Annotated in this window: 12 protein-coding genes and 1 pseudogene; 7 read left to right on the plus strand and 6 right to left on the minus strand. The window is 64.9% G+C overall.

The genetic code is table 11. The features are described 5' to 3' along the window. Positions 1 to 30: 30 nt before the first annotated feature. The 3 genes from PWP93_RS21100 to PWP93_RS21110 all read right to left on the minus strand — a co-directional run bounded on the left by PWP93_RS21100 (position 31) and on the right by PWP93_RS21110 (position 1,915). Positions 31 to 342, minus strand: a complete 312-nt coding sequence (locus PWP93_RS21100; RefSeq protein WP_035529754.1) for a DUF2282 domain-containing protein — start codon at positions 340 to 342, stop codon at positions 31 to 33. A 107-nt stretch (positions 343 to 449) separates the two neighbouring features. Beyond that, entirely contained in the window at positions 450 to 1,091 is a 642-nt protein-coding gene (locus PWP93_RS21105; RefSeq protein ID WP_421045809.1) for a DUF1109 domain-containing protein, read from the minus strand. A 35-nt stretch (positions 1,092 to 1,126) separates the two neighbouring features. Next, positions 1,127 to 1,915 carry a putative DNA-binding domain-containing protein gene (locus PWP93_RS21110; protein WP_421045810.1) on the minus strand — a complete coding sequence of 263 codons (789 nt, stop codon included), beginning with the start codon at positions 1,913 to 1,915 and terminating at the stop codon, positions 1,127 to 1,129. Between the two features lie 159 nt (positions 1,916 to 2,074). Here PWP93_RS21110 and PWP93_RS21115 point away from each other — a divergent pair. Beyond that, positions 2,075 to 2,179, plus strand: a pseudogene (locus tag PWP93_RS21115) (amidase family protein); the annotation flags it as partial. A gap of 141 nt (positions 2,180 to 2,320) precedes the next feature. Here the strand turns inward: PWP93_RS21115 and PWP93_RS21120 are convergent. Genes PWP93_RS21120 through PWP93_RS21130 form a run of 3 tightly spaced genes read right to left on the minus strand, consistent with a single transcriptional unit; the run spans position 2,321 to position 6,501 of the window. Next, positions 2,321 to 3,697, minus strand: a complete 1,377-nt coding sequence (locus PWP93_RS21120; RefSeq protein WP_421045811.1) for a nucleobase:cation symporter-2 family protein — start codon at positions 3,695 to 3,697, stop codon at positions 2,321 to 2,323. 48 nt (positions 3,698 to 3,745) lie between these two features. Beyond that, positions 3,746 to 6,031, minus strand: coding sequence for a molybdopterin cofactor-binding domain-containing protein (locus PWP93_RS21125; protein WP_421045812.1), 2,286 nt, complete (start codon positions 6,029 to 6,031; stop codon positions 3,746 to 3,748). Beyond that, positions 6,028 to 6,501, minus strand: a complete 474-nt coding sequence (locus PWP93_RS21130) for a (2Fe-2S)-binding protein (protein ID WP_421045813.1) — start codon at positions 6,499 to 6,501, stop codon at positions 6,028 to 6,030. The genes PWP93_RS21125 and PWP93_RS21130 overlap by 4 nt, the downstream gene beginning before the upstream one ends. A 159-nt stretch (positions 6,502 to 6,660) precedes the next feature. Between PWP93_RS21130 and PWP93_RS21135 the strand changes: the two genes are divergently transcribed. The 6 genes from PWP93_RS21135 to PWP93_RS21160 all read left to right on the plus strand — a co-directional run bounded on the left by PWP93_RS21135 (position 6,661) and on the right by PWP93_RS21160 (position 13,049). Further along, a complete protein-coding gene (locus PWP93_RS21135; protein WP_421045814.1) occupies positions 6,661 to 7,578 on the plus strand; it encodes a LysR substrate-binding domain-containing protein in 918 nt (305 codons plus the stop codon). Positions 7,579 to 7,918: 340 nt separating this feature from the next. Beyond that, positions 7,919 to 8,821 carry an amidohydrolase family protein gene (locus PWP93_RS21140; RefSeq protein WP_421045815.1) on the plus strand — a complete coding sequence of 301 codons (903 nt, stop codon included), beginning with the start codon at positions 7,919 to 7,921 and terminating at the stop codon, positions 8,819 to 8,821. A gap of 31 nt (positions 8,822 to 8,852) precedes the next feature. Further along, on the plus strand, positions 8,853 to 9,779 hold the full coding sequence (locus PWP93_RS21145) for an amidohydrolase family protein (protein ID WP_413188868.1): 927 nt from the start codon (positions 8,853 to 8,855) through the stop codon (positions 9,777 to 9,779). Between the two features lie 141 nt (positions 9,780 to 9,920). Further along, positions 9,921 to 11,345 carry a UbiD family decarboxylase gene (locus PWP93_RS21150; RefSeq protein ID WP_421045816.1) on the plus strand — a complete coding sequence of 475 codons (1,425 nt, stop codon included), beginning with the start codon at positions 9,921 to 9,923 and terminating at the stop codon, positions 11,343 to 11,345. Further along, a complete protein-coding gene (locus PWP93_RS21155; RefSeq protein WP_421045817.1) occupies positions 11,342 to 11,929 on the plus strand; it encodes a UbiX family flavin prenyltransferase in 588 nt (195 codons plus the stop codon). Before PWP93_RS21150 ends, PWP93_RS21155 begins: the two co-directional genes overlap by 4 nt. A 31-nt stretch (positions 11,930 to 11,960) precedes the next feature. Continuing rightward, positions 11,961 to 13,049 carry a CobW family GTP-binding protein gene (locus PWP93_RS21160; protein WP_421045818.1) on the plus strand — a complete coding sequence of 363 codons (1,089 nt, stop codon included), beginning with the start codon at positions 11,961 to 11,963 and terminating at the stop codon, positions 13,047 to 13,049.

Below are 13,049 nucleotides of genomic sequence, written 5' to 3' on the forward strand. Positions count from 1 at the left end.
GCCGTCCGTCTCCTCTCATCAGATGCGCGATCAGGACTTCATGGGAGTGAGCGAGCCGTGGCCGCCGCCCGGCACGACGATGCTCGCACATGTACCGCCCTGAACGAACTTCCACGAGTTGCCCTGGAAATCCATCGTCGACGTGCCCTGGCAGGTCGTTCCCGGACCGGCGGCGCAATCGTTTTGCCCCTTCAGCGCGACGCCATAGCACTTTTCCTTATGCGCGGCCATTGCCGCGCTGACTTCCGCCTTGGTGAGCGGCGCGGCATGGGCCGTGGCCGCGAGAAGGCTGGCAACGGCGCCGGCAAGCAGCGCGGAACTGACATTGATCTTGGTGGACATGAGCGATCTCCAGTAGAAGGAAAGAGTGGTATCCGCAGCGGATACACCAGCTAATTCGGGAATGGCAATGTGCCGGTTACAGCGGCCGAATATTTAATTCGAAAAACTCACCAGCGCAAAAAACGCGGTGCGATCGCCGCGCCGATGGCCGTCGTGATGACGATCGCGAGCACGTACCAGACGCCCCAGAACGGCACGGCCATCTCCGGGCAATACAGCGAGTAGACGAGCAGGCCCTGCGCGCCCGCGAGCAGGCCCGCGCCGGTTCCGGCCAGCGCGAGACGGGTTGGCGCAAGCTGCTTCATCGCATGTAGCATCGCGGCGAGCGAAGGCAGCGACAGCAGCACGATGTTCGCAGTCGTCGTGCGCCACGTCATGCCGAGCATTAACTGGAGCCGGTAACCCGGCGGCGTCGCCAGCACGATGCTGCCGGCGGCGAGCAGCATTGCGGCGATGGGCAGCGCCGCCGCGCACCACGCGAGCTTCAATGGCGCGCCGGGACGGCCGAGCCGCTCCGCGAGCTTCATGGCGGTGGCAATGATCGCGAGCGGGAACGCAAGGCGCACCCAGAACATGGCGGTGAGGATCAACTCGGGCATGTCGCTGCGCACGCCGTATAGCGCGGCCAGCAGCACGGCGCTGCCGCCGAGGCCAGTCATGAGCGCGCGATTGAGCAACCGCGCAACGGCGTTGTGCTCGACGGGCGACACGCCGCTTGCGAGGCGATCGACGAGATCTCGCGTTTTCATGGCCGGCCTCCGGGCTTGCCGAATCGACAGGCCAACTACTGCCCCGTTTGAACCGCAGCGAATACACCGGCTGAAATCATCGCGGCGAGATTGGCTGGCAGATCGAAATCGGCGGATTCCTCGAAGGCCGTCTCCGCAGCCGCACCGAGCGTGGCGCCTTCGACGAGTGCAACGAGAAAGGCCGCGCCGCCCACAGGCAGGCGCGAGACGATCACGTCGGCGTCGGGCCGCGTGACGAGCGCATCCTCCGCATCGCCCGAATGCAGCGGCGTGACAGGCGTGCTCGCGCGATTCATCGCGAAGATCGCGACAGCCGGGTAGCGCGAGCGCACGATGCGTGCGGCGGGGTGCGGAACGAAGCGCACCTGCGCGAGCGCGGACGGATCGATGCAAGCGAGCGCATCGGCGGTGAGCGGCGACGCATCGGCGGCGTGATAGGCATCGAGCCAGGCGCGTTCGATGCGTGCGGTATCCGCGAGCCAGGGCATCTCGCGTGCGTACTCGAAGGTTTCGATGAAGGACGGAAATTCGCGCCCGTACTCGAACAGCAGAGGAGAAACCGGCGGCTTGGCGCGCACGTGAAAGCGGGCCATCGCGCGGAAAAACTCGACTCCGGTGATGCGCTGCACGGCGGGATAGATCGCCGCGAGCGCATCGATCAGACTGACCGTGACGTTGTTCCGATAGATGTTGTAGCGCTTGACGACACCCTTGCCGGGCGCGACCGGACCGGCCACGACCCCCTCGGGCGTGGCCGCATCGGGGTTCGTCAGGCCGGGCACGAAAGCTGCCGCGAAGTCGGCGGGGCGATGTTCAGGCTGCATGGCGGGCTCTTGCTGCGCGTGGAGCGCTATGGGCGGATACGCTGGTTAATTCGGTGAGTTTCGATGTCCGGTTACAGGCGCTGAATTTTTCTGGAGGGGGGCATCATCGGCCGCACCAATGCGCCCGCGTTTTAGTACCGCTGGCTCACCGACAACGATCTGTACGCCAGGACGCTGAATCCGTGGGCCGCCGGCCTCATGCCGGGCGGCTCCAGCGGCGGCGCGTCGGCTGCGGTGGCGGCCGGCATCGGGGCGATCGCGCATGGCAACGGTCTCGGCAGCCGCAAGCGCCCGAATAAAAAACGGCCCTCGCGAAACGAGAGCCGAACAGTGCGTTCACAGGAGGCGTGGGCACTGGAGACGACCGTCCGTGGGGCCGCTTTGGGGCAGCCGCGCGGGGTTAGCTTAGTGCTTGGCCAGACACAGCGAAGGATCCTGCTCGGCGTGGCCATGCGGGTCGCCCGTCGGGATGCCGTTGAACAGCAGGTTCAGCCCGACCGAGGTCACGCAGGCGAGCAGGATGCTGCTGTGCAGGATCGGCTGGATCGCGCCGGGCAGCCTGGCGAACAAAGCGGGTGCGAAGGTCGGCAGCAGCGAAACCGCGAGCGTGGCCGAGACGATATAGACGTTGCGCCGGCTGGTTTCGAAGTCGACGCGCGACAGCGTCTTCACGCCGGTCGAGGTCACCACGCCGAACATGAACAGCGCCGCGCCACCGAGCGCGGGCAACGGCACTGAAGCAACGATGGTCGCGAGTTTCGGCAGCAGTCCGAGCAGGCACAGGATCGCGCCTGCGGCCACCGCCACCCAGCGGCTCTTTACGCCGGTCACGACGAGCAGGCCGATGTTCTGACTGTAGATCGTGTACGGGAAGCCATTGAAGATCCCGCCGATGATGCTCGCGAGGCCGTTCGCGCGCAGGCCGCTCGTCATGTCGGCCGAGGTGAGCTTCTTGTCGACCACGTCACCGGTCGCGATGAAGAGCCCCATCGACTCGATCATGACGATCACCATCACCACGACGATGGTGCCCACCGCAATCGGATCGAAAATTGGCATGCCGAAGTAAAATGGCTGAATCATGTCGACCAGCGGCGCTTCGGCCACGCCGTGGAAGTTGACCATGCCGAACGGGATTGCGACGATCATGCCGATCGCGAGCGCCAGCAGCACCGAAACGTTCGACCAGAAGCCCTTGAGCCAGCGATTGATGGCGAGGATCATCACGAACACGAAAGCCGCGAGTGCGAGATTTTGCGGTGCGCCGAACTCGGGCGAGCCCTTGCCGCCGCCGATCCAGTTCACCCCCACCGGGAACAGCGACAAGCCGACCACCATCACGATCGAGCCGCCCACGATGGGCGGAAAGAACTTCACGAGTCGGCCGAACACCGGCGAGAGCAGCATCGTGATCACGCCGCCCGCCATCACCGCGCCGATCACGGCGGTCAGCCCGAGCCCCGGAGCGGTTGCGATTACGAGAATCGGCGGCACCGCGCTGAACGCAACGCCTTGCATGACCGGCATGCGCACGCCGAAACGCCAGATGCCGCCCGACTGCAGGATGGTCGCGATTCCGCAGGTGAACAGGTCCGCATTGATGAGCACGGCGATCGATTCCTTCGGCAGCTTGAGCGCGCTCGCGATGATCATCGGCACCGCCACCGCGCCGATATACATCACGAGCACGTGCTGCAGGCCGAGCATTACGAGCAGCGGCGCTTTGGGCACGCTGTCGACGGGAGCGATTTCGCGTCGTACCGAATCGAGTTCTGCGGACATCGGGTTGTCTCCTTGCGGTGTAATAGGTTCTGGCGGATTCAGGCAAATTCACGCGAGCGCGAACGGTGTCGCGCGCAACCGTCGCCCGGTCGCGGCGAAGATTGCGTTGCCGATGGCCGGCACGACCGGCGGATTCGAGAGCTCGCCGATGCCGCCTGGCTTGCGGTCTGTCGGCGGCATCAGCTCGATCTGCACGACCGGGGCTTCGTGGATGCGCAGCACCGGATAGTCGTGGAAATTGCTTTCGCGGACCTGGCCGTTCTCGATGTGCACCGCATTCATGAGCGCGGTGCTCACACCCCAGTGAATGCCGCCCGCGAGTTGCTGATGCACCGAGCCCGGGTCCACGGCGATGCCGCAATCGACCACGCAGGTGACCTTGCGCACCGCGATCGTGTTGTCCTTCACCGCGACTTCCGCGACGATGGCGATGAAGCTTTCGTAGCCGTTGTAGATCGCGACGCCCATGCCGCGCCGCGTGCCGTCCGCGTCGTGAATCGTGTGGGGCGTCCATTGCGCGAGCGTCGCCGCGCGCCTGAGCACCGTGCGCAATTCGGGCCGGCTCGCAAGCATCGTGCTGCGATACGCGATGGGGTCCTGGCCGACCGCATGCGCGGTTTCGTCGACCGCGCTTTCGATCGCGAACACGTTGGGCACGAAGCTGACCGCGCGCCACCACCAGACCGGAAACCCGGGCTCGTGGCGTACCCACGCGAGATCGAGCGCCGGCATGTCGTAATGGAAGTCCGCGCGCATGCTTTCGGTGCAGCTCGGATCGACCGGGAATTTCGTCAGGAAGCCGGGGTCGTCCGGCTCCTTGATAGACGGCACGACCGCGCGCAGGCTGAAGCCCGTGACGTGGCCGTTCGCGTCGAGCGCGACGCGCGCCTTGTGCACGCTCGCGCTTTGATAGAACGTGCCGCGAATATCGTCCTCGCGGCTGTACAGCAACTTGACCGGCTTGCCGACGCGCTTTGACATTGCAGTGACTTCGAGCACCTGATGCAGGCCTTCGCGCGCGCCGAAGCTGCCGCCGGCTTCGGTCAGATGGAGGCGAACCTTGTCGCGCGGCACGCCTGCAATCGTCTCTGCTGCCTGCGCGCAGCGCGACGGCACTTGCAGGCCGCCCCAGTACTCGACCGAATCGGGCTTCACCCACGCAACGATGCTGAGCGGCTCCATCTGCGCGTGCGCCTTGTACGGCATCGTGTACACCGCCTCGACCACGCGCGCCGCTTGCGCGAACGCGGTCTTTGCGTCGCCTTTGCCGTTCGATTGCTTGCCGGGATCGTCGACGTGCTCGGTCATCTCGCGGATCGCGCCCTCCGAGCTGAAGTTCGCGAGATCGCTGGGTTCCCATTCGATCTTCAGCGCCTTGCGTGCGCGCTGCGCGCTCCAGAACTGATCGGCCACGATCGCGACGCCCGGCTGGCACGCGCCGTTCGCGACGCGCGAGGGCGCGTGGTCGGGCCGGAAATGCGCGATCACTTCGGGAACGTCGAGCGCGAACACGTCGTGCACGCCGGGCAGCGCTTTTACTTCGGCGGCGTTGAACGATTTCACTTTCGCGTTGACGACGGGCGGGTGAACGACGATTGCCGTGAGCATGCCCGGCAGTTGCAGATCGATCGCGTATTGCGCGCGGCCCGTGAGCTTTTCGACGACGCGATAGCTGCGGCGCGGCTTGCCGATCAACACGAACTGATCGGGGCGCTTGAGCGTGACCTGTTGCGGCACCGGGCGTGCAGCAGCGGCGGTGGCGAGCTCGCCGTAATTGAAGCGGCGCCCGCTCGCCGGGTGGATCACTTCGCTGTTCGCGGTCTGGCACGTCGACGGATCGACAGACCAGCGCTGCGCGGCTTCGGCGACCAGCATCGCGCGCGCCGTTGCGCCAGCGCGCCTGAGCGGCTCCCATTGCCACGACACGCTGGTGCTGCCGCCGGTGGCATGCATGCCCCACAGCTTCTGGATATAGACCGCCGCGAGCGGATCGTCGGGCTGGATGATCCGTACTTGCGACCAGTCGGCGTCGAGTTCATCGGCGAGCAGCATGCCGAGCGCGTTCTTCACGCCGGTGCCGCTGTCGAATTTATGGCAGACCAGAAAGATCTGGTTATCCGGCGCAATACGCACCCATGCGTTGGGCGCGAAGTTTGATGCGACTCGGCCCGCGGTGCTGTCGCCGACCGGCGTTGCCCGCGCGACCTGGATGCCCGCGCCGCCGATTTCGAGCAGCAGGCCGCCGGCAAGCGCGGCGCTCGTTTGAAGAAAACGGCGGCGGCTGCCCGAAGTGGGCGCGGCCTCGCGCTCGTGTTGATGATCGTTGCGCTTCATGCGGCCGCCTTGTCGCGCAGCGCGACAGCCGCGCGGTGGATCGCGCTGCGGATGCGGTCGTAGGTGCCGCAGCGGCAGATATTGCCTGCCATCGCGGCGTCGATGTCACTGTCGCTCGGATCGTGATTCGTCGCGAGCAGCGCAGCCGCCGACATGATTTGCCCGGACTGGCAGTAGCCGCATTGCGGCACGTCCTCGTCGCGCCACGCTGCCTGCACGGCGTGTAGCGCGTCCGCCTTGCCGAGTCCTTCGATGGTTTTGATCCGCTTGCCGGCGACTGCGCCGAGCGGTAATTGGCACGAGCGCACCGCTGCGCCTTCGAGATGCACGGTGCACGCGCCGCACAGCCCCATGCCACAGCCGAATTTCGTGCCGGTCAGGTGCAGCGTATCGCGCAGCACCCACAGCAGCGGCGTATCGGGCGGGGCATCGACAGCATGGTCGGCGCCGTTCACGTTCAACTTCGTCATGTCGTCTCCTGTCGGCCGCACCCGGAGCAAAGCTCTTGGTGCGGTCCATGCATCGCTGAGCGCTGCATGGACATGTTTCTTTATCGTGTGGGTAAAGCCTATGTGCACAAAATCGATATGTGAAATACGATTTTGGAATCCATTCGATACGAGGTTCATATGGATTTGAGGCAGTTGCGTTATTTCATTGCGGTCGCCGAGGAGGGAAATTTCAGCCGTGCGGCCGAGCGCCTGCACATTTCGCAGCCGCCGCTGAGCCAGCAGATCATGACGCTGGAGGATTCGCTGCACGTGACCTTGTTCGTGCGGGGGCGCCACGGCGCGCGGCTTACGCGCGCGGGCGAGGCGCTGCTCGTGCGCGCGCGCAGCATCGTGAGCGATTGCGATTCGGTCGAGAAACTCGTGCGCCGCGTGGCGGACGGGCTCGAAGGCTATATCCGCATCGGCATCATCAATTCGGTGATGTACGGGCCGCTGCCGCGCACGATGCACCTGTTCCAGAAGCACAATCCCGAGGTCGAATGGACGCTGCACGAGCTGCTGCCCGAGCAGCAGCAGGACGCGCTGGTCGCCGGCAAGATCGATGTGGGCTTCGCGTGCAGCGCGGCGACGCGCGCCGAGCTGCGCTCGATCCGCGTATACCCGCAGCCGTTGCGCGTCGCGCTGCCAAGCGAGCATCCGCTCGCAAAGCGCCGCCGCATTGCGCTCAAGGCGCTCGCCGGCGACGCGTTCGTGCTGCTCAACACGCAAAGCCCGATCGTTCGCGACGTGCTCGCCGCCTGCGTGCGCGACGGCTTCCAGCCGCGCGTGCTGCACGAGTCGATCGATCCCGAGACGGTGCTGAGCCTCGTCGGCGCGGGCGTTGGCGTGAGCATCCTGCCGGAATCGCTGTCGACCACGCCGCGCGAGAACGTCGTGTTCGTGCGGCTGGACGAGCGCGGCGTCAACGCCGATCTATACGCCTCCGTGCGCCGCGACGACACGCTGCCGGCGCTGGAGCGTTTTCTGGCACTGCTGGAAGAGGTGACGCTTGCATGGCGGCGCGAAATCGGCGCAAAAAATTCGGATACCGAATGAAATAATGGTAGAGATGAAGGCGCGGCCGGAGCATCTTGATCAAGTCCGGACGAGGGTTTCGCAGTCGAAATACCGGAAATTTGATCGCACGCTTGACAAAGCCCATTCGCGGGCGGCATGATCTGCCCGTGGGTAGAAGCGGTCGATTGAACAAGCAGCGGTGCAATACCGCGATCGTTCAACTGGAGATTGCTCACTGACGGAGTTTCTGTCGGTGGCGCCAATTTTCCAACCATTGCCGCTCTCACAGTGCTCCCGAAATCGAGGCAGTTCACCCGGCGCCGCACACGCGCGCCGTGAGCTGCTGCGTTCCACCTCAAGCACTGCGAGGAGAGCCCGCATGATTATCGACACTAGCTGCTATCCGACGAATCTCGTCGATCTCGCCTGGCGGCACGACGGCGACCCGTTCACCGGCGAGCGTCTGATCGAAATGATGGACGGTCCGTTTCTGATCAACGGCAAGCCGCGCCGCATCGACAAGGCGTTCATTCAGCCGCCGCAAGGCAACACCATCTACACGTACACCGATGGCGTGAAGACCGGCACCGAATCGATCGACGCCTATATGGCCTACACGGTCGAAATGGTGAAGAAGTATCCGGAGCGCTTTATCGGCTGCTTCGTCTATAACCCTCGCTGCGGCGTCGAGAACGGCGTGAACGCCATCGACTACTACGTGCGCAAGCTCGGCTTCAAGATGGTGCAGTTCCAGGCCAACATGCATGCGTACCGTCCGGACCGCGCGCTCGACTGGCTGCGCCCGGCGCTCGCCAAATGCGCGGAGCTTGGCGTGCTCGTGAAGCTGCACACCGGCGACGGCCCGTACAGCATCCCCACCGAATGGGTGCCGATGATCAAGGAGTTCCCGACGGTGAACTTCATCATGGCGCACTTCGGCGTGCAGACGGGCGGCGTCTACTGCTTCGAGCCGTTCCAGCTCGCCATGGATCTGCCCAACGTGTATTGCGAATCGGGCTGGTGCCTGCAGTCGCGCATCGTCGAATTCGCAAAGGTGCTGCCCAGGCACAAGATCCTGTTCGGCTCCGACACGCCGCCGAATGAACCCGGCATGTGGCTGCGTCTGCTCGAAGTGCTTTGCTTCGATCCGCCGCAAGGCCTCAATCTCGACGAAGACACGCTCGAAGACTATCTCGGCAACAACACCGCGCGCATGATCGGCCTCGAGCCGACGCCGGTGCCGAAGTCCGTCGAAGAAGCCAGGGCGCTGCTCGCGGCATGAGCGCGCCACGTCACACGAACCGGAGACAAGCATGATTATCGATACCCATCTGCACCCGACCAATCTCGTCGACGAAGCGTGGCGCCACACCGGCACGCCGTTCACGGGCGAGCGTCTGCTCGAGATGATGGACGGCCCGTACATCATCAACGGCAAGCCGCGTCGCATCGACATGGGCTTCATTCAGCCGCCGCCGGGCAACACCGGCTATCGCGACGGCAACCGCCGCGGCCGCGAAGGCATTCGTGACTACATGTCGTATATTGCCGAGCTGTGCCAGAAGTACCCGGACCGCTTCATCGGCAACTTCACGTTCAACCCGCGCTGGGGCCCGGAAGAGGGTGCGCAGGAGCTCGAATTCCACATCAAGGAATACGGCTTCAAGATGGTGAAGCTGCACGCCAACATGCACGGCTACCGTCCCGACCGGGCGCTCGACTGGCTGCGCCCCGCGATGAAGGTGTGCGCGAAGTACAACACCGTCGTGCTGATCCACACGGGCGATGGCCCGTACACGATTCCGACGATGTTCTACCCGATCATCCGCGAGTTTCCGATGGTGAACTTCATCATTGGCCACTTCGGCATCCAGACCGGCGGCAACTACTCGTTCGAAGCGTTCTGGATGGCGATGGACACGCCGAACGTGGTGTGCGAATCGGGCTGGTGCTTCCAGTCGCGCATCGTCGAGTTCGCACGCGAACTGCCGCGCAACAAGATCGTGTTCGGCACCGACTCGCCGCCGAACGAGCCGGGCATGTGGCTGCGCGAGCTCGAAATGCTGTGCGGACCCGCGCCGCAAGGCATGGATCTCGACGAGGACGGTCTCGAGGACTACATGGGCAACAACATCGCGCGCCTGTGCGGCATCAAGACCTCGCCGCCGCCGCGCAACCTGGAAGAAGCGAAGCTGCGCTTGACCGACAGCTACGCGTCGCTCGACAACGTCCCCGCCTGATCGGGGACCATGCGGTGGGCCGCTCGTGCATCGATGCATGCATCGTGCGCGGCGGCCTGCGATAGCAGCTGAGCGCAATGGCGCGGCGCCGTGCAGGACGGGCGGCCCGCGCCGTTGAAAGGCTGATGACAAGGAACCACGATGACATCGACCCGTTCGTCCGCTCTCGATCGCGCAAACGCCAATCCGCAGGACTTTCGCCATTTTCTCGCAGGCTATCGCGCCGCGCATCCCGACGACGTGCTGACGATCAGCGACCGCGTGAGCGCCGACCAGGACGCCACCGCGCTCGTCTGGCAGCTCGCCGCGCAGAACCGCCATCCGCTGCTTGCGTTCGAGCAGGTCGATGGCTTGCAGACGCCGCTCGTCACCAACGTGTTCGCGTCGAGAAGGCGCATTGCGTGGATGCTCGATACGAACCTCCAGAATCTGCACAACGAATTTCAGGCACGCAGCCGGCGCATGGTGGCGCCGCGCGTCGTGTCCGATGGCCCGGTGCTCGAATCGGTCGAGACCGAGCGCATCGATCTCACCACGATCCCGACGCTGCGCCATTTCGAAACCGACCGCGGCCCGTACATCACCAACGCGATCCTGATCGCCAACGATCCCGAGACCGGCATCGGCAACGCGAGCTATCACCGCTCGATGCTGCATTCGCGCAACGAAATTGCCACCAGCCTGCATTCGCGCGGCCATCTGTGGCGCATGCTGCAGCGCGCTCAGGCGCGCGGCTTGCCGCTGCCGGTCGCGATGGTGATCGGCGCGCATCCGCTTTTCATGCTCTCCGGTGCCGCGCGGCTGCCATATGGCGTGGATGAGCGCCACGTCGCGGGCGGGCTGCTCGGCGCGCCGCTCGACGTCGTGAAGACGCCGCGTTACGGCATCGAAGTGCCGGCCTGCGCGGAGTTCGTGCTCGAAGGCGTGATCGACCCGCACGCGCGCGCCGACGAAGGACCGTTCGGCGAATTCACCGGTTATTCATCGGATCGGTCTACTAACAATTTGTTCAAGGTGGAAAGCGTGCTGCACCGGCGCGATCCGATCCTGATCGACGTGGTGGGCGGCAACTCGGCCGAGCATCTGAATCTCGGCCGCATTCCGCGCGAGTCCGAGATGGTCGAGAAGCTCAAGGACCGCTTCCCCAGCGTGACGGCGGTTCACTATCCATCCTCGGGCACTCACTTTCACGCCTATGTCGCGCTGAAGCAGTCGCGGCCCGGCGAGGCGCGCCAGGTGATGCTGGGGCTGCTCGGGTGGGACCCGTATCTGAAGAACGTGGTGGCGGTCGATGCGGACGTCGACATCACGCGCGACGAAGAAGTGTTGTGGGCGATCGCGACGCATCTGCAGCCGCATCTCGACGTGGTGATCGTCGACGGGCTGCCGGGCAGCGCGCTCGATCCGTCCGCATCGGGCGTGGGCACGACTTCGCGCATGGGGCTCGACGCCACGCGCGGCCAGCACTTCGACGGCGTGCGCGCGCAGATCGGGGCCGACGCGATGACGCGCGCCGCGCAACTGCTCGCCGGGCTCACCCCGCGGAACCTGCGGAGCGCATCATGAAACGCCTGATCGTTGCGATCACGGGCGCGAGCGGCGCGGTGTACGGCGTGCGGCTGCTTCAGCAACTCGCGCGCTTCGAGCACTGCGAAACGCATCTCGTGATGTCGCCTTCGGGACTGCTGACCGCAGGCCACGAACTCGGCATGGGGCGGCGCGACGTTGAGGCGCTCGCCGATGTCGTGCACAACCCGCGGGACATCGGCGCGACGCTCGCGAGCGGGTCGTTCCGCTGCAACGGCATGGCGGTCGCGCCGTGCTCGATGCGCACGCTCGCGGCCATCGCCACCGGCCTCGCGGATAACCTGATCACGCGGGCCGCCGACGTCATGCTCAAGGAGCGCCGCAAGCTCGTGCTGCTCGCGCGTGAAACGCCGCTCAATCTCGTGCATCTGCGCAACATGACGACCGTGACGGAAGCAGGCGCGATCGTGCTGCCGCCGGTGCCCGCGTTTTACAACCATCCGCGCACGGTCGACAGCATCGTCGACCACACGGTCGGGCGCGTGCTCGACCTGTTCGACATCGACCACGAAGGCCTCGTCGGCCGTTGGCAAGGGCTGCGCGCCGACGCAGCCGCAAGCTGATTTTTCCGGACCCGCAGAAGGAGACAACACAATGAGCCAGCTCAACACGCAAACCCAGTCGCAGCCGGTGCCGGTCACGATCCTCACGGGCTTTCTCGGCTCGGGCAAGACCACGTTGTTGAACTACATCCTGACCGAGCGCCACGGCTACCGGATCGCCGTGATCGAGAACGAGTTCGGCGAAGTGGACGTCGATTCGGAACTCGTGATGACCTCCGACGAGGAAATCTTCCAGGTCACGAATGGCTGCATCTGTTGCACGGTCGACGTGCGCACGGACCTCGTGAAGATCCTGCAGAAGCTGCTCGAGCGTCCGGAGACGTTCGATCACATTCTGGTCGAGACGAGCGGCCTCGCGGACCCCACGCCGGTGGCCGCGACCTTCTTCATGGATCATGACGTGGCGCGCCAGGTCGCGCTTGATGGCGTCGTCACGCTGGTCGACGCGCTGCACATCGAGGGCCATCTCGACGATCCGAAGCTGACCGGGTTCGACAATCAGGCGGTCGACCAGATCGTTGCGGCGGACCGGATCATCATGAACAAGACCGATCTGGTGAGCAACGACGCGCTCACCCGGCTCGAAGCGCGGCTGCATCATTTGAACGAAGGTGCGCAGATCTTGCGCTCGAACTACGCGCAAGTCGATTTGACGAAGATTCTCGGCATCGGCGGCTTCACGCCCGGGTGCACGAGCCTCGACGATCACGACCATGAGCATGACGATCATGACCACGTCTGCGACGCGAGCTGCGACCACGCGCACGATCATCACGACGCAGACCACGGCCATCGGCACGATCCCTCGGTGAACTCCGTGTCGCTCGTGTTCGACCGTCCGTTCGACCGCGAGCGCCTCGAATCGGGCTTGCGCGCACTGCTCGCCGTGCAGGGCGACGACATGTTCCGCATGAAGGGCATCTTCGAGATTGCGGGCGATTCGCGCCGCCACATCGTGCAGGCGGTGCACCGCCAACTCGACTTGCATGCGGCCGAGGCGTGGGCCAACGAGGCGCGCGAAAGCAAGATCGTGTTCATCGGACGCAACCTCGATCGTAACCGGCTACGCGTGATGCTCGATCTATGCATGTGGCGCGAGCCCATCTGCGCGACCGCCTGA

This window comes from Paraburkholderia sp. A1RI-2L, from assembly GCF_048957375.1.
Classification (GTDB): Bacteria; Pseudomonadota; Gammaproteobacteria; order Burkholderiales; family Burkholderiaceae; genus Paraburkholderia.

Bases quoted from the DNA above. Each gene is read 5' to 3' on its own strand.
- PWP93_RS21145 (WP_413188868.1), top strand. From the start codon at position 8,853: ATGATTATCGATACCCATCTGCACCCGACCAATCTCGTCGACGAAGCG.
- PWP93_RS21135 (WP_421045814.1), top strand. From the start codon at position 6,661: ATGGATTTGAGGCAGTTGCGTTATTTCATTGCGGTCGCCGAGGAGGGA.
- PWP93_RS21155 (WP_421045817.1), top strand. From the start codon at position 11,342: ATGAAACGCCTGATCGTTGCGATCACGGGCGCGAGCGGCGCGGTGTAC.
- PWP93_RS21130 (WP_421045813.1), bottom strand. From the start codon at position 6,501: ATGACGAAGTTGAACGTGAACGGCGCCGACCATGCTGTCGATGCCCCG.
- PWP93_RS21100 (WP_035529754.1), bottom strand. From the start codon at position 342: ATGTCCACCAAGATCAATGTCAGTTCCGCGCTGCTTGCCGGCGCCGTT.
- PWP93_RS21160 (WP_421045818.1), top strand. From the start codon at position 11,961: ATGAGCCAGCTCAACACGCAAACCCAGTCGCAGCCGGTGCCGGTCACG.
- PWP93_RS21120 (WP_421045811.1), bottom strand. From the start codon at position 3,697: ATGTCCGCAGAACTCGATTCGGTACGACGCGAAATCGCTCCCGTCGAC.
- PWP93_RS21110 (WP_421045810.1), bottom strand. From the start codon at position 1,915: ATGCAGCCTGAACATCGCCCCGCCGACTTCGCGGCAGCTTTCGTGCCC.
- PWP93_RS21105 (WP_421045809.1), bottom strand. From the start codon at position 1,091: ATGAAAACGCGAGATCTCGTCGATCGCCTCGCAAGCGGCGTGTCGCCC.
- PWP93_RS21140 (WP_421045815.1), top strand. From the start codon at position 7,919: ATGATTATCGACACTAGCTGCTATCCGACGAATCTCGTCGATCTCGCC.
- PWP93_RS21150 (WP_421045816.1), top strand. From the start codon at position 9,921: ATGACATCGACCCGTTCGTCCGCTCTCGATCGCGCAAACGCCAATCCG.
- PWP93_RS21125 (WP_421045812.1), bottom strand. From the start codon at position 6,031: ATGAAGCGCAACGATCATCAACACGAGCGCGAGGCCGCGCCCACTTCG.